We start from the raw sequence: 23,447 nt of genomic DNA on the forward strand, positions 1-23,447 counted from the left end.
GCTGACGGCTGACGGCTGACGGCTGACGGCTGACGGCTGACGGCTGAATGCTTACATTTATATTGTTTTGGTTAAATAGTGCTAGTTTACTAAGTATTAGTTAACTAGGTGTTGCGCATTTAAATTGGATATTATTCAGTTATAAAAAAAGGCGTTGCTGAATTAAGAAATGAATAGGAGTAGAGTGGGCATCCTGCCCGCGCGAAAATAAGGAGGAAACTGGCAAGATGCCAGTTCTAGCCAAGATGCCAGTTCTAGCCAAGATGCCAGTTCTAGCCAAGATGCCAGTTCTAGCCAAGATGCCAGTTCTAGCCAAGATGCCAGTTCCACAAAACTCTTGAAATCATTTGATTATTAAGCAACGCCCCTTAATCAATGGAGGCGCGCTTTCCGCGTGAAGAATTAAATTACGGGGTCGCGCCTCAAGTTTTAACCATGCATCTGCATAGCCTACCAACCATAAAGGCTCCCCTGTCTAAGGCGCGCGTCTCCGGGGGAAACCCCCAGTTCCGAAGCTGCATCCCTTCTTCAGGTGCGACCCGTGGCGAATTTAATAATTAGATGCGGAAAGCGCACCTAAGTTGTTTTCCTTTTCCTCTCCCTCTGGGTCGCCCCATGTTTGACCCTAATGTAAAAAACCTACCCCTGTGAGGGGGTTAGGGGACCGGTCCCCATTACCGATTAGCCATTACCGATTAGCCATTACCCATTACCGATTACCTATCTCCAAAGTAAAAAACCTACCCTTGTCAGTCTCCCCACCCTCCCTCTAATTATGGGTATTCAACCTGACTTGATATAGAGGTTAGTGGGAATAATAATGCTCTCACTTAGTTGAACAGTTAGGTGTTTTCACCATGTTCGATAAAGATTTAGAAAAATTACCCGGATACCAGGAAATTGCTACTGCCACTTGTGATAAAAACAAGAGAGTATTAGAGGAAAGTATAAATAGAATAATCCCTGTGCTCAGCTTCTGCTGAGTAACCCCTAATTAACTATGTGCCTAAGATGTGCCTAAGATGTGCCTAAGTTGGCTTTGGATTCATCGGGGATTAAACTAATTTTTGTTGTTATTCAGGTTTATATTCAACAAAACTCGTTAAGCTAAAAACGATATAACAATTATAAACGAGTTGTGAAAATCTAGAAACCCAAAATCATGGTATTATTGGCATCCTGGCCTCTTGATAGTTCACAACCTATTTATAATTGCTATATACAGTAATCTAGTTTAGAAATGATTGTTATAAGATCACCTAATTTATCAAAAGTTCCACAGCTCGTGATTCACAATCCATATCGGGGAGGGGAATCGGCAATGGGGAATTGGTAACTGATCCAACTGTACTTGAGCTCCTAAACGATAGTCAGCAATAGGATCAATTTATCTAGTTATCTAGCATCAATCTATTCCATAGCCAATCCCATATACTAGACATCTCCAAAAATTAACCTCAAACCCTTGCACTGCCTGGGTCAAAACCGAGTTTCTGGAGATGTCTACTGGTGAATTTAGAGCAAAACGTATTAGCTAATACTTTCTTGAAGAAGTAGCAGTGTTAAGATTATTAATTCCGGGTGAATGTATTAGCTCTGTAGAGCTAACTATAAATAAAAACGATGCTTCTATAAATGCTTCTATATTAGTGGTAGGAAATAAACAGTTTATCACTACATTTGTGAAGCGGACTTGCTATATAAGGTCTAGCACTTTCGAGGTATCTTTGGAACTTGATGATGTCATACAACACATCAAGACTAGACAACCCGCTATTTTAATTTTGCAGGCAACCCAGGTGGCTAGTTTACAACTATGTCGTCAAATTAAAGAACAAAAGCTGCTCGGTTGGATATACTGCATTTTGATCAATGACTTGCCCGAAATAGCGATTACAGCAATGGGACTAGACCCAAACTGGGAGTTAAGAGAATGTGCTCAAGCCCTAGAAAACGGTGCAGATGCCTACTTACGGATCAGTTCAATCAGTAATCAAGACTCAGCCATAGCTGTAGCAGAAAATCGGTTGCTTAAGGCACAAATTCAGGCAGGGTTACGAGGAGTGCGACTATACCGGGAAGCAATGCACACTAATGATTTCCTATCAAGGATAGCATTGGTTGATCCCTTGACAGAATTGAGCAATCGTCGGGCAATGGAATCGGAGTTACCCCGACAAGTCAAAAATGCGTTTAGTCAATCAAGGCCCCTGAGTCTGATTATCCTAGATGTAGACTATTTCAAGTCCATCAACGACAACTACGGACATCCGGTAGGCGATCGCGCTCTCAAGCTACTGGCAAGTCGTCTCAAACATAACCTACGTATTCAAGATTCCCTCTTTCGTTATGGTGGAGAAGAGTTTGTGATCATTCTTAGTCACACTGACTGTGAAGAAGCCCGAGCAGTGGCTAACCGAGTGCGACATATTATTAGCGATCAACCGTTTCAGATTGATAGAAGATTGGTGCTCCCAATTACCATTAGCTTGGGTGTTGCTGCCCTTAACAATACGGACGACCATAGAGGGGAAAGCCTACTGCGATCTGCTGACCAGAACCTACGGATCGCTAAATCTAATGGTCGCAATCAGGTGTATTGTTGTTGCAATCGCTAATTTTCACGTAAATTGCTGACTCAAAACCACTGGCTTGTGGACAGTAATTTTTTTCTTGTGAATCGAAATCATGTCTTTTTCCCGTAGGTCTCCCAGTAGACGGGTGACAGTAACCCGAGTCGAACCGATAGCTTCTGCGATCGCTTGATGGGACAACTTCAGTTCAATGGTAATCCCATCCCCACAGGGTATGCCAAAGTCACGGCAGAGAATTAATAGAAAACTAACCAATCGAGACTCCATATCCCGATGAGCTAGGGTTTCGATCATCATTTCCGTCTGTAATATCCGAGACGATAGCCCCCGTAACATCAACATTGATAATTCCGGGTTTTCCTTCAGTGCTTTTTCGACCTGGTCAATCGGGGAAGAGAGTAACTCTACAGTTGTAAAGGCAACTGCATGGTAGAACCGATCAGATTGGTGACCAGTAATCAGAGACAGAACACCGAAAACCGTATTTTCTCGCAGCAGTGCTACAGTAATTTCTTCCCCTACTTCGTATACTCTAGAAAGTTTTACAGCACCTTTTAGCAAAAAGTAAACCCGTTCAGCTGGATCTCCTGGGAAGAAAATCGTCTTACCTCGCTCATAGGTTTCTACGACTGGTGGAAACGCTCCTCTACCAATCTGACGAAACACAGCCGCTAGTGGTGTATCCTGCGTCACAACCCTATCCATATCTATTTCTTTGTACAAATGCCCCTATCTATTTACATTTAAGAGACTTCCGGGGATTTTAAGCCACGGATTACCTCATTAATCTGGTATATTTAGGCTATTTTAGCGGATTTTAAACAGTTTTATTGAGTTTGTTGTGAACTGCTACAACCGTTTCCAATTCCCCTTGCCCATCAATTTCGGCGGTGGGACCGGTGGCCAATTTAATTTGCCTAGGTCAAGGGCACCGGGCAAGTTTTGAGCTAATTTGCCAACAGGCCAACAGTATTAACTGCTAGTCTATATCTTAGCAAGCTCTTGACTTGATTTTCCCTTAACCCCGTCAGGTAGAAGCGGCAATTCGTAGCAATCATCGTGGCATAGACAAATTTATTTCCCACTACTTAATATCAATCTGAGCTAATTTTTTGTAAAAATTGCTACCAAAAACCAAAAATCTCAGGAGGTAAGCCTGAAGGTCAAAAGCAATGCAACGCTGACCTGTGGGGAAACCCCACAGGTCAGCGTTGCATCAAGACATGGAGCTGAAAAACTCAATGTTGCTGCATTCAGGGATATAATAGCTGGGCTGTCATACACGGCTAAGTAACCTTCAACCCTGACTCATAGCGCGACTCAACCTAAAAACCATGCTCGATCTCAACGGAAAAAATGCTTTTGTCACTGGCATCGCCAACAACCGCTCCATTGCTTGGGGGATCGCCCAACAGTTGCACAACGCGGGGGCAAATTTAGGTGTGAACTTTTTGCCTGACGAAAAAGGTCGCTATGAGAAAAAAGTTCGAGACCTGGTAGAGCCCCTCGAACCTAGCATTATCATGCCCTGTGATGTCCGAAACGATGCCCAAATTGAAGCGATTGCAGATGCGATCGCAAAACAATGGGGCAGACTGGACATCCTGATTCACTGTTTAGCCTTTGCCAATAAAGAAGATCTATCGGGAGAGTTTAGTCAGACATCCCGTGAGGGGTTTTCCCTAGCCTTAGACATTAGCACTTACTCCCTCAATCGACTAACAGCGGCTTGGAAGCACTTGATGACTGATGGCGGTAGCATTGTCACCCTCAGCTATCTGGGGGGTGTTAAAGTAATTCCCAATTATAATGTGATGGGTGTTGCTAAAGCAGCACTGGAAATGAGTGTTCGTTACCTGGCAGCAGAACTCGGACCTCAAACGATTCGGGTCAATGCTATCTCCGCAGGGCCAATCCGGACCTTAGCCTCTTCAGCAGTTGGGGGGATAATGGATATGATTCATCATGTAGAGAAAGTAGCACCACTGCGCCGCACGGTTACTCAGGAAGAAGTGGGTAAAGCAGCTGCTTTCTTGTGTAGTGATTTAGCCAGTGGCATCACTGGTCAGGTTTTATATGTAGACGCTGGTTACGAAATAATGGGCATGTAGGTGACATACTCCCACACTGACCTATCGGTTCAGTGTGGGCTTCTTACCAACTCCAGCTATTGCTTAGGATACACGGGTTACTTTATTAACGACACGGGATGCCCCGACCCTCCGGAACAATACAATAAGTTCTATTTTTAAGCACGTAGGTGGCGGTTAGCTCTTAATTTGTCTTCCCTACTATATCTAGTATAAACGATATAAACCCTGTCCGCAATTGATCTCACACTCATGCTGCCCATGTTCGTTGTGAGGCAATTGAGCGGATGAAGTTAAGTTAGACAGGAGCAAAGATGTAATGCAAGTAAGCAATAACCGGACGCAGATCGAGAGCGGACCGATAATTCTCAACACTCAAGAGTCTACGTTAAAGGCGCGAACAGCTTCAGTCAGGCGTACTACTGGGGAAACTGATGTACAAGTGTCACTGAATTTAGATGGTACAGGTATCTGCACCGCTAATACAGGCATCCCATTTTTAGACCATATGCTGCATCAAATCTCTTCCCATGGACTGATTGACTTGGAGGTGCAGGCAAAGGGAGACCTAGAAATTGATGATCACCACACTAACGAAGATGTTGGGATTACCCTAGGGCAAGCCTTGGCAAAAGCATTAAGCGATCGCAAAGGAATTTTCCGCTTCGGTAATTTCCTGGCTCCCCTAGATGAGGCATTGATTCTGGTATCTCTAGATTTTTCTGGACGTCCTCACTTAAGCTATGGCTTGGAAATTCCTACCCAGCGTGTCGGAACCTATGATACCCAACTGGTGCGAGAGTTTTTTGTTGCACTGGTTAACCATAGTCAGCTCACCCTACATATCCGCCAACTAGATGGCATCAATTCACATCATATTATTGAAGCGACATTCAAGGCATTGGCCAGAGCAATGCGCATGGCTGTGGAAATTGATCCTCGTCGTGCAGGGATGATTCCAAGCTCTAAGGGGGTTTTGTAAAAGCTATCCGGAAATCCTAAAAGTTGATAACAAACAAAAAGCCATGGGACTAAGAGTTCCACAGCTTTTAGACTGGTCTAAGGAGCATTAACTACATTTGATCGTAGAGTACGCTAACTGTGGGCATAGTCCTCGTAACAGTTTTGGTAACGAATTGACTACTCTCGTCGCTAAATCAAATATTATAGCGAGAGATTCCTAAGAACATAAATCCTTACTGGCGCGCGCCAAATAGCCTCTACACTCTGAGATCAAATCATTGATTTTACTTGTCTTTTGGCTTACGCTTCTAGCAGCGGTGCCCTTGACCCGTGGCGAATTTAATTACGGGTCAAGGGCACCGTGAGGCTTTTCAGCTGGCGCGCAAATCGGCACTTTATAGTTGATTAATTATCTCTATCTACTAGTAAAAATTATCAATAATCGCAAGAGTTTCCGTCTCCAATTCCCCGGAGACGCGCGCCTTAGATCGGGTCGCCTGATTACAAAAGACTTAACCCTTTTATTTTATGCAAGACCTTTCGCGGAGCGGCTATGGGCGAGCATCACCCATAAAGGCGACCCGATCTTACGGTAACTTCTAACCCGCTAACCCTTACTGGCAGTGCCAGACGCTGCTTAACACGGGTATAACGGGAGTCCCCAAGGAGATTGAATGATGGTTTTGACTCAGCTATATTCCAAACGAGGATTTACCAAAGGGCACCAGGATTGTGCTAATCCTCATAGATTCAAACGACTAGTGCCCTAGTGCTGACGCTAACCAACCAATTCTAGGCAGCCAGCCCCCCAAGGTGCATCATTCAGACCTAGCCAAAGTCCAAGATTGCACCCTTGAGTTTTAGAAAAATCTGGGATTATGTGGTCTAATTTTGGTTGATTTAATTTCATTATGATTCTGGTGTTTCAGCTCAGTGGCAATGATTAGCTGATCAAGGGTGCAGTTGAGCTTTTCCATCATTAACTTAGTCTGCCAAAAGGAGAGCTTAGGCTGCATTTTACCCCTTTCCCAAATGGAAATGGTTTTTTGGGTTACTCCAAGAGCCTCAGCAAGTTCTCGCTGAGTTAAGCCAACTTGCTGGCGCAACTTTAGTAGTGTTATGTCATGATGTTCACGTAGCATTATAGTTTACTATATAATATTGTCCAACGCCATATCATCAACGGTATAAACAAACAAAAACACATAATGGCAGGTAGCCAAAAGCTGCTTTTGCTTTTTGAAACCTAATCATAACGGTTCCAAGTTATTTACCCCAGCCATCCTTAAATCTACAAATAACAGCTCAATCCGTTATACGTCATCCACATCCAGTCAAATATGGTTCCTGCTTGGCTGATGGATCGGTTGCTTTAATCCCAAAAAGCCATCACTCAACTAAAATACTTAGAGACAAAACTTAGTTGACATTTTACGGCACAACACGCTACTATAAGTATGTTGTCAAAGTTAGTCAGGTGACCAAGTATCTTAAACCTAAAGAAGCTTCTGAGTTACTAGGCGTTAACGTCAGGACTTTAGCTAGATGGGAAAAGGCCGGAATTATCCAAGCAATTAAAACACCATCAGGACAACGGAGATATGATGTAGAATCCTATACTCACTCCTTCAGTGTCAAAAAAGAAACAGTGCTTTATTGTCGAGTTTCTAGTCATGCTCAGAAGCCAGATTTAAACAGGCAAGTGGCCCAATTGCAAGCTTTATACCCAGAAGCCAGAACTATTAAAGAAGTTGGTGGAGGATTAAACTTTAAGCGAAAAAAACTACTAGCACTTCTCAGTCAAATTCTTAAAGGTGAAGTCAGTCGAGTAGTTGTTGCTCATAAAGATAGGCTGGCTCGATTTGGTTTTGATTTGTTTAACTGGCTTTGTGAACAAAATAAGTGTGAGTTGATTGTTCTCAATGAAAAAGAACTTTCACCACAAGCAGAAATGGTAGAAGATATCCTGGCAATTCTTCACTGTTTTTCAAGTCGATTGTATGGACTAAGAAAATACAAGACTCTGTTGAATAATGATCCCGAATTATGCAAAGAGCCTTCAAAACCAAGTTAAAACTGAATAACAAACAGAAAACCTTAATGGCTCAACACGCCGGTTATTCAAGATGGATTTGGAATTGGGCACTTCGGATGTGGAACTCCGCTTATAAAGAGGGACTAAAACTGTCAACTAACAAGCTCAAAAAGTTTTATACCAATCACATCAAGCCTGATTATCCCTGGCAGTCTACCCTAAGTTCAAGAGTTTATCAGTTTGCTTTTCTGCACTTAGGTGAAGCATTCAAGCGCTTTTTTAAAGGTACGGCTCAACATCCTAAATTTAAGAAAAAAGGACGAAATGATCGCTTTACCATTGATAACTGCGGTAAGGTTATGGTTTTTGAAGGGAGAAGGTTAAAGCTTCCCTTTATTGGATGGGTTAGGACTTATGAAGCTTTACCTGAAATACAGACTAAACGAATAACCATCAGTCGAGTGGCGGACTCTTGGTATTTGTCTGTAGCTTATGAGTTTGACCCCGAACCTACAGTTAAAACCCGAGACTATTTAGGTGTTGATGTTGGGGTAAAAGTTCTCGCGACTTGCTCAGATGGAACTGTATTTCCTAATCCTAGAGCGTACAAAAAGGCTCAAAAGAAGATAGCATTACTTCAGCGACAATTGGCTAGAAAAGAAAAAGGCTCTAAGAATAGGGATAAGGCCAGATTGAAACTAGCCAAAACGTACCAACGAGTCACTAACATCCGGAAAGATGCCATCGATAAATTAACCTCCTGGCTTAGCAAGAACCACGCTGTCATAGGGTTAGAAGACTTGAATGTGTCCGGTATGTTGAAAAATCATAAACTAGCAGGTGCTATTGCTGATTCTGCCTTCTATGAGATTCGTCGCCAACTGGAATATAAATCCGAATGGTACGGCTGTGAATTAGTGTTTGCCGATCGGTTTTTTCCATCCTCTAAAACCTGTTCTAGTTGTGGAAACAATCAAGAAATGCCACTAACACAACGAGTTTTTAGCTGCTTCGCTTGCGGTGCCGTCAAGGACAGAGATTACAACGCAAGTGTGAATTTACAGCATTTAGCCGAGGGCTTCTTGGTGATAGCCTGTGTAAGTGAGTAGGGCCGACCCCTCACGCAACCCAAGTTTTTGGAAGAAGCAGGAAGTAAACGTTAACGTGCTGATTATACCGCGTTATATCAGTTTTACAAAGCAGCAGAATAGAGAAGACTTAGGTCAGCGGCGGTTGGATTAAACGGCGCTCACCTAAGCGCGAATTTAATTCAACGACTGTAAGCGCACCGGGTAGGTATCAGCTGACCTGCTCTGCTGATAGAATGCCACCAAAGCTATTGATTTGATTTATCTTGGCGCGTGATTAATAACAGTCGAAGTAAAGCTTAAGACATATTTCTGCTCCGAACGCGCCCCGCGTGGCCTACGGCCTTAGTCCCTACTCCCTGCTCCCTTTCAACCAAAATACTCTGTCCTCAACTATACTTCGGTTGCTGCTATATGTGAGAGTCACCAAGCTGAAAACCACGCCTCTTCAGAGCGTGGATGAAAGCTCGAGAGCGACTTTAGTCGCCGTGAAAAAAAAAGATTGTAAGCTTCCCTAATCTTCTCCTTGCCTGTGTAGAATAAAGTATTATAGAGTACAGGCTGAAAAACCGCTAGGACAGCTGGAATAGGGAACCAAGTTTGACCGCCTAGAAAGTAGTAATGCTCAGAGGGTAGGGAAAATCCTCTCTAAAAACCCAATCGTCAACCAACAATTGACGTGTGAACCTAGAACAGAAAACTTTCCAAGAAAAACCGGTGCGCTTTCCGTTGGCGAATTGAATTTGCCACAGATTGCACCGTAGTGTACGGTGGGGCACACCGAAACATGGGGAAAAGAGTCGGCACTCTCAAGAAAGTACCTGAACGCCTAAGGAGAACTGCCCTCTAGGTCTGCCGTGAATTAACTGGGTATTTGGTAGTTTTCTACCGATATTTGGTTAAGTATTGCTTCTCCCGAAGACACGACGGTTTAAGGTGGTTCGCTGATCTAGGAATCCCCACGTCTTTAGACGGGGGAGTGTCAACTTGGTTTCAAATCCTGTACTGAAATAGTCTTATGACCGCTGCAACTCCCTTAGCTAATGCTCCCGATTTATCTACCGATAACTACCTGGTGGTGGGCTTAGCCACCTGCTTTATCAAAGAAGAGGGGGAAGTTCATCAAGTTCAAATTATTGAACCCATCCCCTCAGCCTCCCTAGAAGCACTGCTTAAAAGCGTTCCTACATCTTACTCAGTGGCTTTTGGTACAACTCTAGGTCAAGTAATCTCAGGGGATAGCCTTGTCAAACCCGCTGAGTTTCCAGAGGATGCTCAGTTTTGCGATGATTTTACTAACCGAGCCCTCGCGGCTGCACGCACTTACAAGAGTTGTCCAGAAGCGATCGCTCATATTCCCCTCGGCACAACGTTTGATAACTTCAACTTTTCCACAGAACGCAAGCGGTTGCTAAATATGCAGCGAGTTGTTACTAAGGAAGATAATGTAAAACAGCATGAGTACACTCACAAGGTTCTCTAATCGTTAATCCATTAGTCCTTAGTTAATTGAAACAAGACTTAGGCTTGCACCCGTTGCTCAAGCCTAGTGTATGGGATATGGGCATTGTTGTATGGGCGCTATGGTCTTAACAATTATCCTTTGACCAATCACTAAGGACTAACGACTATTTCTCTAACAACTTCCAGCCACCATCCCAGTCATCGTTAGGAGGTTCTTGAAGAAAACGCTGACAACGGCTCAGGTGCAATACAGACGCTTGGTCATGTTTGTCATATTTTTGTAGAATGGTGCCAAACTCACCCATGGCGAGGGCGAACTGTCGCTGGAGGTAATACTGACGGCCTTTGTAGTAATGTTCAATGATTCGTGCTTTGTCCTCCGAAATCGGTTCAGATTTTAGGCCCACCAGTTCATAAATGGATACTGGCTTGGTCTTGCCCTTAACAATTACCTTGTCCAATTCCCTAGCCCAGATCTGGTCAGCACAGGCTCTGTAAGTATTTTCACTAATTAGGATGTCACAACCGTATTGCTTGCTAGCCGTTTCCAAGCGAGCACCTAAATTGACTCCATCACCAATAGAGGTAAACTCCATTCGTTTAGTCGAACCCATATTACCACTAATGACGCTATCGGAGTTGATGCCAATGCCGATCTTTAAAGGTTTTCGATTAGCTTTAACACGTTGCTGATTAAACTCTTTGAGACGTTGGCGCATCTCTAAGGCTGTTTGCACTGCTCTCCAAGCATGATCCTCTTGGGGCAAGGGCGAACCAAAAACAGCCATAATCGCATCCCCAATGTATTTGTCGAGGGTACCTTTATATTCAAAAATTGCATCCACCATCGACTCAAAATAGTCGTTTAGCATACCCACGACCTCTTCTGCCTTTAAACTTTCGCTCAAAGCAGTATAGCCACGAATATCCGAGAACAGAACTGATACCTCTTTGCGATCGCCTCCTAATTTATGGTCATCGAGCTTAAGTAATTCCTCTGCTAACTCCTGGGTCATGTAGCGATACATGGTAGTCTTGAGGCGTTTTTCATCACTAATGTCATCCATGACTACCAACGCACCATAGACATGGGTTTGATCACTGGCATCAGCAATAGAGTTAATCGAGAGATTCACACAATGCTTGGTTGATTCTAACCCCTGTGAGATCAGGGTTTGGTCGGGGTAGTACTGACGGCTGTCTTTTTCTGTCTTGGCAGTTAAAGCGTTCTGGAGCCATTGAGCAAAATTTCCCCCTTTGATGTTAATCAACTGACTAACCGATAACCCCTCCAATCTGTCTCCAGGGTAATACCCCAGCAATTTCTTGGCACTTTCATTGGTAGCGATAATCTTACCGGTTTTATCGGTGGAAATAACCCCATTACTGAGACTGCGCAGCATATCCCGCTGAATTTGTTCCTGCTGTTTGATGGTGGCAAAAAGTTTCGCTCGCTGTATGGCTACCCCAGCTTGAATATTGAAGGCTTTCATGTATTCTTCATCAATGCGATTAAAACTTGCTTGCCAGCATTCGGGAGCTTTAGGCCAATCATTCGGATTGTAGGGCTCAAAGTCACCGGTCTTTTTCTTGTTGACTAGTTGGGTGACACCTATTAACTCTTGATTGGAGTTATACACTGGCATACACAAGAGGCTACAGGTGCGATAACCAGATTCCTGATCAACTTTTTTGGAATTGTATGAATTGGGATGATCATATAGGTCAAAAGGAATATTTAGAGCTTCACCTGTTTGAGCTACCTTGCCGGCAAAGCCAACCCCCATTAGGATCCGGATTTCTTGGGAGGAACCATCCGCTTGGGGAATTTGCGCCCACAGTTCATTACGTTCTCGGTCAATGAGCCACAGGGTACTACGGTCGGCTTTCATCAGCGTTTTCGCCTCATCCATCACCCGCTTGAGGGTTTCGTCTAGATCCAAACTGCTGAGATTGAGGGATTCTGTAGCTTTGATCAGTGCTGTTGCTGCTCTTTGTCTCTGGGTAGCTCGGTACAACGACTTCGAAGATTCTAGAACCAGCCGCATCGAAGGGGCAAAATCCTTAAACAGTTTTTGATCTTCGTCAGTAAAGCCCTGTTGATCAATTTTTTCCTTTAAGGAAGCGTTCTGTCTATAGGAATTTTTGACCTTATTCAGTAATTGGACTACGGCAACTAAATCTCCCTGTCGATTCAACAGGGGCAATGCTAGCAGGGTATAGGTGCGATATCCAGTTTTTTTGTCAGACTTTTTGGCAGTGTTAGAACGAGAGTCATCATAAAAATCGTAGGGAACGTTAACCACCCGTTTGAAAGTAGCTACTTCACCAACAATGCCCTGATCAGCTGGAAATCGCAGTTCTCCTAAGGTGTTGTTTCCCTCTCCCTTTGCCACTACCGACCAAAGTTCCTTCTTGTCTTCATCCAGAAAAAATATTGTTACTCGGTCGGCATTCATTAACTCTGCCGTCTTGATAGTAATCGCAGTCAAAATCTCCTGGAGAACCTTCTCAAAATCTTGGTTTTCCAGTAGAGCTTCCAGCATCGACAGGGTTTGATTGACGATCTGGAGTGCCTTCTCTACACTTGGGACTACTTGTTTTAAACTTTTCCGGTTTAAAGGTGCCAGAAAGTTAGATATCCCTTGTCCCGCCGCAACTAGCGAACCGGCTGCTGAGGAATTTGCCTCAGATATGCTCCCCTTTTCCACCTGATTTGAATTGTGTTGATCAACAGATGCAGCTACCATAGAATTATCCTGCGCTAAAGCTTTGGTTTTGCTGAAGCGGTCTAATGATGGCGTGTTTTTGATACTTATTTACTCTTACATTGATACTTATTGACTCGTCAGAGCCAGTTAACCGAATTGATCTGAGTTTAAGGCTAATCTGTTGATTACCTAGAGAGCACCTTCTATGCTGGCCGCTGAGTAGATTTTTTCTGATTGAGAGTTAAATATGGCCTGACTGGATTATAGTGCATTCTAGATTAATTTGTCAGTAGCTTAATTAATCAATTGCGATCCAACTATTAAACTAATGCATCACAACCTCACAATTTTTAACATTTAGCTGTTTGGCCTGGCGTTGCTTAATAATGGAATGATTTTAAGAGTTTTGTAGAATAGGCATCTTGCCTGTTCGGCGATCTTTTGGGGCGGGCAGGATGCCCACTAATCTCCTATTCATTCAAAGACTGACGCAACGCCTTTGGCCTTAGTCCTGTCTTCCCACTGTGCATGTCTTACGCCAGCTAGCAGCTTGGGACAACAAGGAAGCCGCAAAATTCATAGCGTCTTGAGCCGACTGTCCACCAGCTAACTGAGCGATTTCTTCCTGCCGCTTTTGGGGATGATTCAGGAGACTAATCCTTACTACAGTTCGAAGCTCGGGCATTCCAGATTCCGGGATTTGGGTAACTACTTGAGTCCTGCCAGAGCGGTTAACTTGAGGGGAAGATGGTTGTTTCAAAATGCTAGAAATCGGTTGAGCAATCACCTGTTTATCCACCCTAAAATGTTGGTCTGCCATCGCAGCAATTAACGGTTGGTGAGTCACACAAAGAACTTGGTGGCGTTGACTGAGTTGGTAGAGTCGTTCTGCGATCGCTCCTGCTACCCGACCAGACACCCCAGCATCAATTTCATCAAAAATTAAGGTTGTTCCTGGCTGGTTACTGCTGGAAAAACAGGCTTTCAGTGCCAGTAAAAATCGACTCATTTCTCCACCGGAAGCCGTCTTAGCAAGAGGTTGCAAGGGTTCTCCGGGGTTGGGAGAGAAGTAAAAGGTGACTTGATCAGCACCAGCTGCCGTGGGGACAATGGGGCTGATTTCCACTGTAAACTTTACCTTCTCCATAGCCAAGGGCTTTAACTGGTTAACCAGCTGTTTTTCCAGTTCTGACCCAGCCCTATAGCGCAATTTGGTCAGTTGATCACATTCATCGGTCACGTTTTCCTGACTCAATGCGTAATTTCTCTCTAATTGTTCTAGAGATGCACCTTCACTGCCTAATTCTTCCAGTTCTGCCTGTAGGCTCTCATAGTGAGCGATTGCCTCAGCAAGGGTTGGTCCATATTTGCGGCAAATTTGTTTAAGAACCCCAATTCTTTCCTCCACCACTTGGAGACGTTCCGGATCAGTCTCTAGTCCATCTCCATAGGCATTAATCTGATGGGCAGCTTCCACCACTTGAGCCAATGCTCCACTGACTAAGTCTAGTAGAGGTTGCAATTGACTATCATAGTCTACCATATCCTGTAAGGTACTTTCCGCTTGACCCAATAAGTCAGCACTAGCTAAAGTCCCCTGATCATTATGGTAAAGTGCTTGATAGACTTGGTAACTCCTCTGTTGGAGTTCCACAACATGGTTCAGACGCTGGTGTTCACGTTCAAGCTGTTCAAGTTCGTCAGGAGCGCTAAGGTTGGCAGCACTGAGGTCTTGAATTTGATACTCTAACCAGTCCAGACGTTGTAGGCGTTCTTGCTGAGACTTTTGCTGTGTCTCTAGAGCTTTCTTGGCCTCTTGACAAGCTATATACGCAGATCCAACTCGATCTCGCTGTTGGATCACAAGGGAACCGCCGTAAAGGTCGAGTAGCCCTCGTTGGCGTGCTGGCATAATTAGCTGTATGGTTTGACCCTGAGCAGTAATTTCTACCAAGCGCTCACGCAGTCCCTCCATCAGTTGCCGATTAACTATCGTGCCATTGACCCGAGAACGCGATCGCATGCCTTTTTCTGTTGCGGTAATCTCTCGGCTACAGACTAAATCGGCTTGATCAAGTAAGTCAATTTCTTGCTCACTCAACCAGGCAATCAAGGGGTTATCTACCGAGAAGGTGGCTTCTAGCAAAGCCCGTTTAGTCCCTGTGCGAATCAGCCGATTGGTTACTTTTCCCCCCAGGGCAATATCAATGGCATCCAAAATAATGGACTTACCCGCACCGGTTTCCCCAGTCAACACATTTAGGCCAGCACCGAATTCCACTTCTAGGTGGTCAATTAAGGCAAAGTTGTGAATTCGCAAATAAACTAACATTGAGCAAAATTCACTGTTGGGAAAATTGTGATAGTAAACACATTTTGTAACAATTTAGAAAAAGTCACACCCTAATACCCAATTGAAGTCTAAGGGTTAACTCTAGTAATCGTTGACCGTTCACCATTCAGTTTATCGTCAAGTGTCCACTAAAAATCAGTATTCCTTTAAGCAGTCAGCCGTCAGCCGTCAGCCGTCAGCTTATTTTATTCAAAGGTGCGCTCTTACCATTAAGAATTAAATTTGCCACGGGTTGCACCTAAAAGCACCGATTGCGCTACGGGCACGCTGCGCGAACAGTAGCGTGGCCTTTGGCTAATAGCTAATGGCTAGCTGATGGCTGATAGCTGATGGCTTACGTATTCTTACCCAGGAATGGGTTATTCCACCATTTTGGTATGAAGATTGCCGAACCTTTATTAAGTTTTAATGATATCCCCCTTTTGTTACAATAGTTTACAGAATCGCTTCTGTTTGTCCGTCGGAAATATCTTCTTATGAATCCTAAAACAGTTTCCCCAACTTCTGTTCAAGCACTAGACTCACAGGCTGATGCGGACAAGTCAGTGGTACCAGTGTCGGGAACTCAGATCACAGTTGAGGAAGAGTTGAGCTCGACAACGGGATCCTCTGTCTTGGAAACAGACAAACCACGCTACGACCCGTCAGCGATCGCAGCCCAGTACCAGAACGCATACCTGTCAGTTCTAGGGCGGTCTTTTACCATCATTTCGTCATTTATATCGTTTGCTCTAGGTCTGTGGTGGGATCGGTTTCGGGGTCGGGATGTTACCGAGAACCAGCGCAGAGCGATTCAGCTGCGGGAAATTTTAACCGACCTAGGACCAGCCTACATTAAAATCGGACAAGCTCTTTCCACACGACCGGATTTAGTCCCACAAGTTTTCTTGGATGAGTTGACGCTGCTACAAGACCAACTCCCAGCCTTTGAGAATGAGGTGGCTTATAAATTTATTGAGGAAGAATTAGGCGATCGCCCGGAAAATATTTTCGCTGAACTGACTGAAAAGCCTGTGGCAGCGGCTTCCTTAGGACAGGTCTATAAGGGCAAACTCAAAACTGGGGAAACTGTTGCGGTCAAGGTACAGCGACCAGGATTGGCAAATAAAATTACCCTAGATATTTACATTCTACGCCGTCTGGCACAGTGGGTACAAAGCAATGTCAAGCGGGTGCGCAGTGACTTGGTTGCCATCATGGATGAGTTTGGTGCCCGGATCTTTGAAGAGATGGACTATCAGCATGAAGGGCGCAATGCTGAACGCTTTGCCAAGCTTTACGGCAAACTACCGGAAATTTATGTTCCCCGAATTTACTGGGACTACACCGGGCGTCGTGTCCTGACTATGGAATGGGTAACGGGTAGTAAGCTGACGGATATGGAGACAATCAAGGCTAAAGGCATTGATGCCAAGCACTTGATTGAAGTTGGGGTAAACTGTTCCTTGCGACAGCTACTGGAATACGGATTCTTTCACGCTGACCCTCACCCTGGAAACCTGTTAGCCACTTCTGACGGCAAGCTGGCTTATATTGACTTTGGGATGATGAGCCAAGTCAAGAAGTATCAGCGCTATGGTTTGATTGAAGCTGTTGTCCATCTGGTCAATCGTGACTTCCCTGGTTTGGCGAAGGACTACGTGAAGCTGGAGTTTCTCACCCCAGATACAGACCTGACACCGATTATTCCTGCCCTAGGCAAGGTTTTTAACAACGCCTTGGGAGCCAGTGTGGCAGAACTCAACTTTAAGAGTATCACTGACCAGTTATCAGCTTTGATGTATGAGTATCCCTTCCGGGTACCCGCTTACTACGCCCTGATTATTCGCTCCCTAGTCACCTTAGAAGGGATTGCCATGAATGTTGAGCCAGATTTCAAAGTACTCAGTAAAGCCTATCCTTATGTAGCCAAGCGCTTATTGACAGATCCATCACCGGAATTACGGGCATCCTTGAAGGATTTACTGTTTAAGGATGGCGGTTTCCGTTGGAACCGTCTGGAAAACCTGTTGCGCAATGCTGGAAATTCTCCAGATTATGATATCAACCAAGTCTTAGATCAGACCCTAGACTTTATTTTTTCAGATCGAGGAGCTTTCATCCGGGAGCAGTTGGTCAATGAAATTGTCAAGGCGATCGATAGCTTTGGAAGACGGACATTGGATAACGTCAGTTATGCCTTGCAGGAACGTCTAGGCTTAGAAATAAATAATAAAGATAATCAAGACAAGAAGCCAGAAGATCAACCCGAAACTACTGAGAATATCCAGCGGATTTGGAAAATTTTACAAGACACTCCTGGTTTTGACCTAATGCAATTGTTGCCAGTTATTCCTCAAATGTTGATCAAACAGGAGACCCAGGAAATGGGACAAAAAATTGCTGGTGGTTTAGCACAGCGAGTAATTGCTCGGATGATTCGGGATGCTTTACTCCAGGATAATCCTGACAATGGCACCGCTAACGGTCATGGCCAGGGCTCAAACCCTAACTTAGTTTTGCCCCCTGCTGCTGCGATGCGATAGATTATAGAAATTTTATTTGGAAATGCGGTTAGAGGTTGAAGGTTGAAGGTTAGAGGTTGAAGGTTGAAGGTTGAAGGTTGAAGGTTAGAGGTTGAAGGTTGAAGGTTGAAGGTTGAAGGTTACAGGTTACAGGTGACGCAGTTGAAGCTTACAGGTTACAGGTTACAGGTTACAGGTTACAGGTTACAGGTTACAGGTTATTAAACTTCCAAACTTTCAACCATCCAACCTTCAACCTGACAACCAAACAACCTGACAACCTTGGCCAAAAGGCCACGCGATCGCTGAAAGCGGGACTTTGTCCATCGCGTTCAACCAAACAACCTTGGCCTTTTGGCCTTTTGGCCACGCTACGCGAACGGCCACGCTACGCGAACAACCAAACAACCTTGGCCTTTTGGCCTTTTGGCCACGCTACGCGAACGGCCACGCTACGCGAACAACCATTCAACCTAAATCTGCCCAACAAATCCGGAATCTAACAAATTCAAGACGTAGGTTACAGTATGACTAAGAGGGATTAATCTAGTTTAAACCTATGTCTAAACTACAAGAAGCATTGGAATTCATCGAGAAAATTGAACGTGATAACCCTGGTAAATCGGCTTATGAAATTGTTAATCATTTGCGTGGGTACACTAAGAAGGCATATACTAGTAGATTATGGAGTACAGCTACGGGGTATCACCAAGAGTATATTCGAGATGAATTTGAAGGAAAACTCAATATCAATGAATTGGTATTAAGTGGTGAAATTACCGACTTTGGTCATTTTATCGGTTCCCTTTCTGATCAAATTGATCAGCCTGGATTCCAATGGTCAGATTTTACTAGCTGGACTGGTGACCATACCTCATGGGCTGGAGATATTGGTTCGGCGATTGTGGCCTATCGAGACCCCAATGACAACATAGATGTTAACAGTGTCGAGGAAGCTTTGGATAGGTTAGCCAGAGATTCTGATTATACTGCGGATATTGCAGCTTACGTAGTAGGAGAAATGATTAACTCTCGTAAGCAATCTTCCATTACTCAGGCGATTTATCAGTATAATTCTAAGTCCTACTCAGAAAATGTTAGGACGTTTATTAAAAAGCGTTTTGGCGCAGTTATTCAAGAAGATAAACTTAAGAATCCAGCTGGACTTGATTCAAAAATGCGTAGCGCTATTTCTACTTATATCCAGTTTTCTTCAGCCTATGAGTCGTTAAAGTCTATCAAGGATTTAGCTAAATTACCTCTAAATTTAGGTTCAGAAGATAACTCTATACCTAATAGTGTTGATATTTTTAAAGGTTCTCAACATTTTATCAAGCATATAGTCAAGTATGGCAACTTAGATGGTTTACTATTTAAGCCATACCAAATACCTGGGATGTCCTGGCTAGGAACCGTAAACTATGAAGTTAGAGTACCGGGCTGACTTAACTAGTTCATTAGTGTTAAATCGGGAATCGGGAATCGGGAATCGGGAATCGGGAATCGGGAATCGGTAATCGGGAATCGGTAATCGGTAATCGGTAATCGGTAATCGGTAATCGGTAAGAAGTAGTTTTGGGAGCTTAAGAGTATCTTTAAATATATCTTTTATCATAGTTTTATATCATGTTCGGATAATTATTTATAAAACACCATTATCCTTGAAACCTTACTCCTTTACTTCTGCCTTTCCCCTCCTGGGAGGGGTTAGGGGTGGGTGCCTTCTGCCCTCTGCCTTGCTTTCCCCAAAGTATAAGTATTCAACCGGACATGATATTACTGAATCGTAAATACTTCTACGGTAAAACTGGTAAAGCCCGATCGATCATAGTGGCGAGTGCCTCGTTGCAATAAAGTCTGGTTAACCAGCCAATCCACTGCCACAAAAAACGCTTTTCCACTCTCTACCTGTGCCGGACAACTGATTGCAATACGGTTGGTAAAGTGTAACCTCAGGTAATCTTCAGCTAAATCGTCTAACGGTTGCCATGAGGTTACTACTGGGCCTGAAATTTGCCAGTCCGGGGTTATTGTTTGCACTGTTCCTTGCCAGTCGCTACTAATTTCATGGGCGGGAGGTAGAGCAGGCACATTCACGAAATGTCCTAGGTGTTCCGGAAAGACAGTAAAGCGTTTTAAGCTGCCACTTTCATCGTATTTGGCAATCGCAGTAGCACGACTATTTTCATATCTTAAACATATATCGGAAAAAAACGTGGAGCCGGATTTTACTGTGGTTGAACCCCAGGAAAAGCCATTGTCTAAAAACAAGCCGGTTGTGATAGGTTGCTTGTAGGGTTTAAAGGTTTTTGTCTCCGTCTTGCCATTAGCATAAGTATAGTGATTTTGGTGATGTATTTCACGACAATCTGCTGTGGGACGAAAGCTTCTAATACAGCGCCAAGATTCTATGACGTCTCCTGTGGTTGAGTATCTAGTCCAAATCCCATAGAAGTCTCCTGAATAATATCGACAGAACTTCTTCCAATTTTGGAGTTTTCGATCCATAGGTTTATTCTGTTATATATAGCAGTTTGAAATTGGTTGAGGTACAAATTTATGGTTTTTAGGGAGTAGGGAGCAGGGAGCAGGGAGCAGGCAAGAGGCAAGAGGCAAGAGGCAAGAGGCAAGAGGCAAAAGGTAAGAAGCAAGACTGAAAAAATTATGTGTACCTCATATCTATAATAAAGGCTGTATCATCACTACTTATATAGTTGTTATATAGTTTAATTTTGGCTATCAATCAAAACTGTTATTTTACTTATTTTATATTCGACTTTAACACCAAAAATCGGTAGTATAGGTTTTTATATGTTACATTATTAATGTGTTAGGTAATGTCTGTATAATTACCCTTAATCAAACTATGCCCCATCTCCCCATCTCTGATTAATTACTCTTTAAGGTTAAACCGGATAACTCACCGGATGAATTATAGTCAACTAGCAGTTGTTGTCTAATGTCAGGATTAACTTGCCAATCTCCAATCACAACGAAAGACATTTCTGGTTTTAGTTTGGGGGGATAACTTAATGATATCCCATCTGGATAATAAAAGGTTTGATAGTCTGGATATTCCCAAGCTAAATGAGTTGGTGTTGGCTGAGATAGTTGAGTGACTGGGGTAAGGGTAATTGCTAATCCTTCTTCCCCATTAAGGATATCTCGATCGGGGATTAAATATGGGTTAAGTGTCCAATGATCACAGGGCTTTTGCAAATCCTCCTCTCGGACACTGACTGTTTTAGTTAATTCCCCATCTGAGTTATACATTACTAGCAGACTATGACGTAATTCTTGATATCTAAACCAGAACTCTACTGCAAATAACTCTCCTGGTTCAAATCGATTTACCGTCCAAATAGCCGATCCTTGATCAAACATATACATAAAGGATGCTTGATCGGTTTGTTCAGCTAAACCATTGATTAAACTATTGGGAGTATTCTGGTAAACCTTCTCCTCTTCAGTTCCATTGTCATACATATATACGTTAGTTTGGTTAATGTGAGTTTGTTCAGAATCACTAATAGAGCATCGACTACCGACAAAGGATTCCATCACTTCACCTTCAGGGGAATAAATTGTCCAAGACCCATACCAATTCCGTAAATGATGGGTCATAAAATTAGTCCAGTTATGCTGCTTTAACTGTTCAAATGTCTGATTCATGGGGATTGTGTGAAGTTTTATTACAAAAACAAAAGGGAACAGGGAACAGCGGATCTGGGAACAGGGAACAGGGAGCAAAAATTCTCACAATTTATTTAGGATCCCTAGATATCCGGTTTTTATACTGTTTTATTAAATTGCTTCTATAATGGTTGGTAATTTGAAGGGCTACTGGGTTAACTCTGGATAAATTAGCGTAGGGTAAACGGTAATTATAAAAGAGTTATGGATAATTGTGGAAACCTTTACCAATTAATAATTAGCAATTCCAAATAAGCAATTACTAACTACAAATTACCAATAAATAACTGTGTTCGATTAGGTAGATAGGGATCAGGTCAAGTTTGCAGAACCTATGAACTATAGCAATTATCTATGCCATGAGGTACAAAGAGATCCCCCTAAATCCCCCTTATAAAGGGGGACTTTGAGGTTGAGAAGCGTACCTCATAAATCCTAGAAACGCTATATGTACGATTACAGGAAGCTAAAACCCATGAGGGGGCTATAGCTTTTTTACAAATGCTCTGCATAAGTGACAGCTCCCGATAGATAGTCCTTTTTAGCACACTTTATTTCTCTGAAGGAGAAACTTGTTATGACAGCTGGGATGAATTCAGATCCCCCCAGAGGTCAAAACCTCGCCAGCACCATCGTGCTGGTAGTGGCTTGGCTTTTGGGGAATATCTGGGCACTGCAATGGCTATTTGAGTCATTTAAGTATGCATCACTGCTAAATATGATGCTAATCGGTGTTGTGCTCATGGCTTGTTTGGTACAGCTATGGCGCGATCGCTTAATTATAACTGTGTCAGCAACTCCCACCTTAAGACTCTATCCCCTGTTGCTAATGTTAGGGTCTGGGATTAGTGCGATCGCATTCAGGTGGTTGGTGTATATCCCACAACTCAACTTACTCCTATTCCTACTGGGTAGCTACGGGTTATGGGGTTTGTTTATCTCACCATCCCTTTGGCGTAAAGGGTTACCTGCTGCAATTTTAGTTGCCTGTGTTGTCCCTTTCAGCACTGAGTTTAACAGTGGTTTGGGTTTTCCAGTAAGGGTGATCACTGCTCATGCTGTGGAACAGATGCTGTCAGCTTGGCACATTGTAGCTATCTCCTCCCACGACATTATTGTCATGGAAAACGGGATTGCTCAGGTAGATTTGCCCTGTAGTGGTCTGAAAAGTTTGTGGACAGGGACTTTGTTTTTACTGGCAGCTACTTGGTTAGAACGTCGTCAGCTAGGGATACGTTGGTTACTGGTTTGCACTGCAAATCTTGTGCTGCTAGCGATCGCTAATACAATCCGGGTGCTGCTGTTAGTCATGATTATAGAAGTCTGGCAACAGCAACAAGTTGCTGAAGTGCTACATCTACCGCTAGGACTGATTGGTTTTATCTTGGCTTGTGCCTTCAGTTGGATGCTGCTGCAAACCGTTCCTCAGAATTCCGGGGGTTTGATGTTGGCCACAACTGTGTTTAGGGATTTGTCATTGCTGGGTAAAGATAAGAAACAAGGACTTACGGGGTTAAGTGGATTTCGCCCCCCTGCCCCCCAATTTTGGGGGGTAATGATGTCAAAGTCCCCCAGAATTGGGGGATTTAGGGGGCACTTGGGTAAGGATAAGAAACAAGGAAGTTTGAAGAAAGGAAACCCCCATCGAAACGGAAATTTAGGATATTCGTCTAATTCCGGTCTGGCACTAAAGGATAGTCAGTGGCGGCTAAACAAACAAAACGGATATCCCCAGGCTACTGCTCTAGTTAAGACTGGTGTCAGCTATCAGTTTCAGCAAAAGTCTAAGAGTATCACTTGGCTGCTGATTGTAGTTATCGCTCTAGGGCTGGTAGGTCAAATTCAGCCAATTCAAGAGAAGGTAAATGCCATCGCATCGATTCAATTACCCCAGCAACTGGTATCTGAACCCTTACCTCTAACGGAAGCTGAACAACGATTTTTTGATAATC

Annotated in this window: 18 protein-coding genes; 10 read left to right on the plus strand and 8 right to left on the minus strand. The window is 43.6% G+C overall.

The annotated features are described in order from the left end of the window. Positions 1-162: 162 nt before the first annotated feature. Positions 163-330 carry a hypothetical protein gene (locus F6K38_RS19760; RefSeq protein WP_154659719.1) on the minus strand — a complete coding sequence of 56 codons (168 nt, stop codon included), beginning with the start codon at positions 328-330 and terminating at the stop codon, positions 163-165. Positions 331-1,559: 1,229 nt separating this feature from the next. On the opposite strand from F6K38_RS19760, the gene F6K38_RS19765 reads away from it, so the two are divergent. Beyond that, positions 1,560-2,618: a GGDEF domain-containing protein gene (locus F6K38_RS19765; RefSeq protein ID WP_229414399.1), complete on the plus strand. Its 1,059-nt coding sequence runs from the start codon at positions 1,560-1,562 to the stop codon at positions 2,616-2,618. A gap of 3 nt (positions 2,619-2,621) precedes the next feature. On the opposite strand, the gene ntcA is transcribed toward F6K38_RS19765, so the two are convergent. Beyond that, positions 2,622-3,299 carry a global nitrogen regulator NtcA gene (gene ntcA, locus F6K38_RS19770; protein ID WP_008181591.1) on the minus strand — a complete coding sequence of 226 codons (678 nt, stop codon included), beginning with the start codon at positions 3,297-3,299 and terminating at the stop codon, positions 2,622-2,624. Between the two features lie 629 nt (positions 3,300-3,928). Between ntcA and fabI the strand changes: the two genes are divergently transcribed. Together fabI and hisB are read left to right on the plus strand one after the other, a co-directional pair. Continuing rightward, positions 3,929-4,705, plus strand: coding sequence for an enoyl-ACP reductase FabI (gene fabI, locus F6K38_RS19775; protein WP_008181587.1), 777 nt, complete (start codon positions 3,929-3,931; stop codon positions 4,703-4,705). 298 nt (positions 4,706-5,003) lie between these two features. Next, complete coding sequence (hisB, locus tag F6K38_RS19780) at positions 5,004-5,666, plus strand: imidazoleglycerol-phosphate dehydratase HisB (protein WP_287265705.1); 663 nt, start codon at positions 5,004-5,006, stop codon at positions 5,664-5,666. A gap of 841 nt (positions 5,667-6,507) precedes the next feature. On the opposite strand, the gene F6K38_RS19785 is transcribed toward hisB, so the two are convergent. After that, positions 6,508-6,789, minus strand: a complete 282-nt coding sequence (locus tag F6K38_RS19785) for a helix-turn-helix domain-containing protein (RefSeq protein ID WP_008181583.1) — start codon at positions 6,787-6,789, stop codon at positions 6,508-6,510. Positions 6,790-7,124: 335 nt separating this feature from the next. On the opposite strand from F6K38_RS19785, the gene F6K38_RS19790 reads away from it, so the two are divergent. The 3 genes from F6K38_RS19790 to F6K38_RS19800 all read left to right on the plus strand — a co-directional run bounded on the left by F6K38_RS19790 (position 7,125) and on the right by F6K38_RS19800 (position 10,253). Continuing rightward, positions 7,125-7,721 (plus strand): IS607 family transposase, encoded by a 597-nt coding sequence (locus F6K38_RS19790; RefSeq protein ID WP_287256744.1) that lies wholly within the window; start codon positions 7,125-7,127, stop codon positions 7,719-7,721. Continuing rightward, the gene (locus tag F6K38_RS19795) at positions 7,694-8,791 is read left to right on the plus strand and encodes an RNA-guided endonuclease InsQ/TnpB family protein (RefSeq protein ID WP_008181581.1); all 1,098 of its coding nucleotides are present in this window, start codon (positions 7,694-7,696) and stop codon (positions 8,789-8,791) included. Before F6K38_RS19790 ends, F6K38_RS19795 begins: the two co-directional genes overlap by 28 nt. Before the next feature lie 997 nt (positions 8,792-9,788). After that, a complete protein-coding gene (locus F6K38_RS19800) occupies positions 9,789-10,253 on the plus strand; it encodes a hypothetical protein (RefSeq protein WP_008181580.1) in 465 nt (154 codons plus the stop codon). Between the two features lie 145 nt (positions 10,254-10,398). Here the strand turns inward: F6K38_RS19800 and F6K38_RS19805 are convergent, their stop codons facing one another. Together F6K38_RS19805 and recN are read right to left on the minus strand one after the other, a co-directional pair. Continuing rightward, positions 10,399-12,984 carry a GAF domain-containing protein gene (locus F6K38_RS19805; protein WP_008181579.1) on the minus strand — a complete coding sequence of 862 codons (2,586 nt, stop codon included), beginning with the start codon at positions 12,982-12,984 and terminating at the stop codon, positions 10,399-10,401. Between the two features lie 466 nt (positions 12,985-13,450). Next, entirely contained in the window at positions 13,451-15,277 is a 1,827-nt protein-coding gene (gene recN / locus F6K38_RS19810) for a DNA repair protein RecN (RefSeq protein ID WP_287252817.1), read from the minus strand. A gap of 497 nt (positions 15,278-15,774) precedes the next feature. Here recN and F6K38_RS19815 point away from each other — a divergent pair, with 497 nt between their 5' ends. The 3 genes from F6K38_RS19815 (at position 15,775) to F6K38_RS19825 (ending at position 19,246) form a co-directional block, all read left to right on the plus strand. Continuing rightward, positions 15,775-17,823 carry an ABC1 kinase family protein gene (locus F6K38_RS19815; protein WP_287265704.1) on the plus strand — a complete coding sequence of 683 codons (2,049 nt, stop codon included), beginning with the start codon at positions 15,775-15,777 and terminating at the stop codon, positions 17,821-17,823. Between the two features lie 325 nt (positions 17,824-18,148). Continuing rightward, positions 18,149-18,337, plus strand: coding sequence for a hypothetical protein (locus tag F6K38_RS19820; protein WP_131826882.1), 189 nt, complete (start codon positions 18,149-18,151; stop codon positions 18,335-18,337). Between the two features lie 24 nt (positions 18,338-18,361). After that, entirely contained in the window at positions 18,362-19,246 is an 885-nt protein-coding gene (locus F6K38_RS19825) for a hypothetical protein (protein WP_008181576.1), read from the plus strand. Here the strand turns inward: F6K38_RS19825 and F6K38_RS19830 are convergent. The 3 genes from F6K38_RS19830 to F6K38_RS19840 form a co-directional block, all read right to left on the minus strand. Beyond that, complete coding sequence (locus F6K38_RS19830) at positions 19,208-19,417, minus strand: hypothetical protein (protein WP_154659718.1); 210 nt, start codon at positions 19,415-19,417, stop codon at positions 19,208-19,210. The two genes, F6K38_RS19825 and F6K38_RS19830, sit on opposite strands and share 39 nt — an antisense overlap. 161 nt (positions 19,418-19,578) lie before the next feature. Beyond that, a complete protein-coding gene (locus tag F6K38_RS19835; RefSeq protein WP_008181574.1) occupies positions 19,579-20,310 on the minus strand; it encodes a DUF3598 family protein in 732 nt (243 codons plus the stop codon). A gap of 381 nt (positions 20,311-20,691) precedes the next feature. Next, complete coding sequence (locus tag F6K38_RS19840) at positions 20,692-21,474, minus strand: DUF3598 family protein (RefSeq protein WP_287357209.1); 783 nt, start codon at positions 21,472-21,474, stop codon at positions 20,692-20,694. Between the two features lie 598 nt (positions 21,475-22,072). On the opposite strand from F6K38_RS19840, the gene xrtO reads away from it, so the two are divergent. Next, the coding region (gene xrtO, locus F6K38_RS19845) for an exosortase O (protein ID WP_287357211.1) at positions 22,073-23,447 on the plus strand (1,375 nt) is incomplete at its 3' end.

It is taken from the genome of Moorena sp. SIO3B2 (assembly GCF_010692525.1).
GTDB classification, from domain to species: Bacteria; Cyanobacteriota; Cyanobacteriia; order Cyanobacteriales; family Coleofasciculaceae; genus Moorena; species Moorena producens.

Excerpts from the sequence above, each read along its gene's own strand:
- ntcA (WP_008181591.1), bottom strand. The coding sequence starts at position 3,299 with ATGGATAGGGTTGTGACGCAGGATACACCACTAGCGGCTGTGTTTCGT.
- fabI (WP_008181587.1), top strand. The coding sequence starts at position 3,929 with ATGCTCGATCTCAACGGAAAAAATGCTTTTGTCACTGGCATCGCCAAC.
- hisB (WP_287265705.1), top strand. The coding sequence starts at position 5,004 with ATGCAAGTAAGCAATAACCGGACGCAGATCGAGAGCGGACCGATAATT.
- F6K38_RS19785 (WP_008181583.1), bottom strand. The coding sequence starts at position 6,789 with ATGCTACGTGAACATCATGACATAACACTACTAAAGTTGCGCCAGCAA.
- F6K38_RS19795 (WP_008181581.1), top strand. The coding sequence starts at position 7,694 with ATGCAAAGAGCCTTCAAAACCAAGTTAAAACTGAATAACAAACAGAAA.
- F6K38_RS19800 (WP_008181580.1), top strand. The coding sequence starts at position 9,789 with ATGACCGCTGCAACTCCCTTAGCTAATGCTCCCGATTTATCTACCGAT.
- F6K38_RS19805 (WP_008181579.1), bottom strand. The coding sequence starts at position 12,984 with ATGGTAGCTGCATCTGTTGATCAACACAATTCAAATCAGGTGGAAAAG.
- recN (WP_287252817.1), bottom strand. The coding sequence starts at position 15,277 with ATGTTAGTTTATTTGCGAATTCACAACTTTGCCTTAATTGACCACCTA.
- F6K38_RS19815 (WP_287265704.1), top strand. The coding sequence starts at position 15,775 with ATGAATCCTAAAACAGTTTCCCCAACTTCTGTTCAAGCACTAGACTCA.
- F6K38_RS19825 (WP_008181576.1), top strand. The coding sequence starts at position 18,362 with ATGTCTAAACTACAAGAAGCATTGGAATTCATCGAGAAAATTGAACGT.
- F6K38_RS19830 (WP_154659718.1), bottom strand. The coding sequence starts at position 19,417 with ATGATAAAAGATATATTTAAAGATACTCTTAAGCTCCCAAAACTACTT.
- F6K38_RS19835 (WP_008181574.1), bottom strand. The coding sequence starts at position 20,310 with ATGGATCGAAAACTCCAAAATTGGAAGAAGTTCTGTCGATATTATTCA.
- F6K38_RS19840 (WP_287357209.1), bottom strand. The coding sequence starts at position 21,474 with ATGAATCAGACATTTGAACAGTTAAAGCAGCATAACTGGACTAATTTT.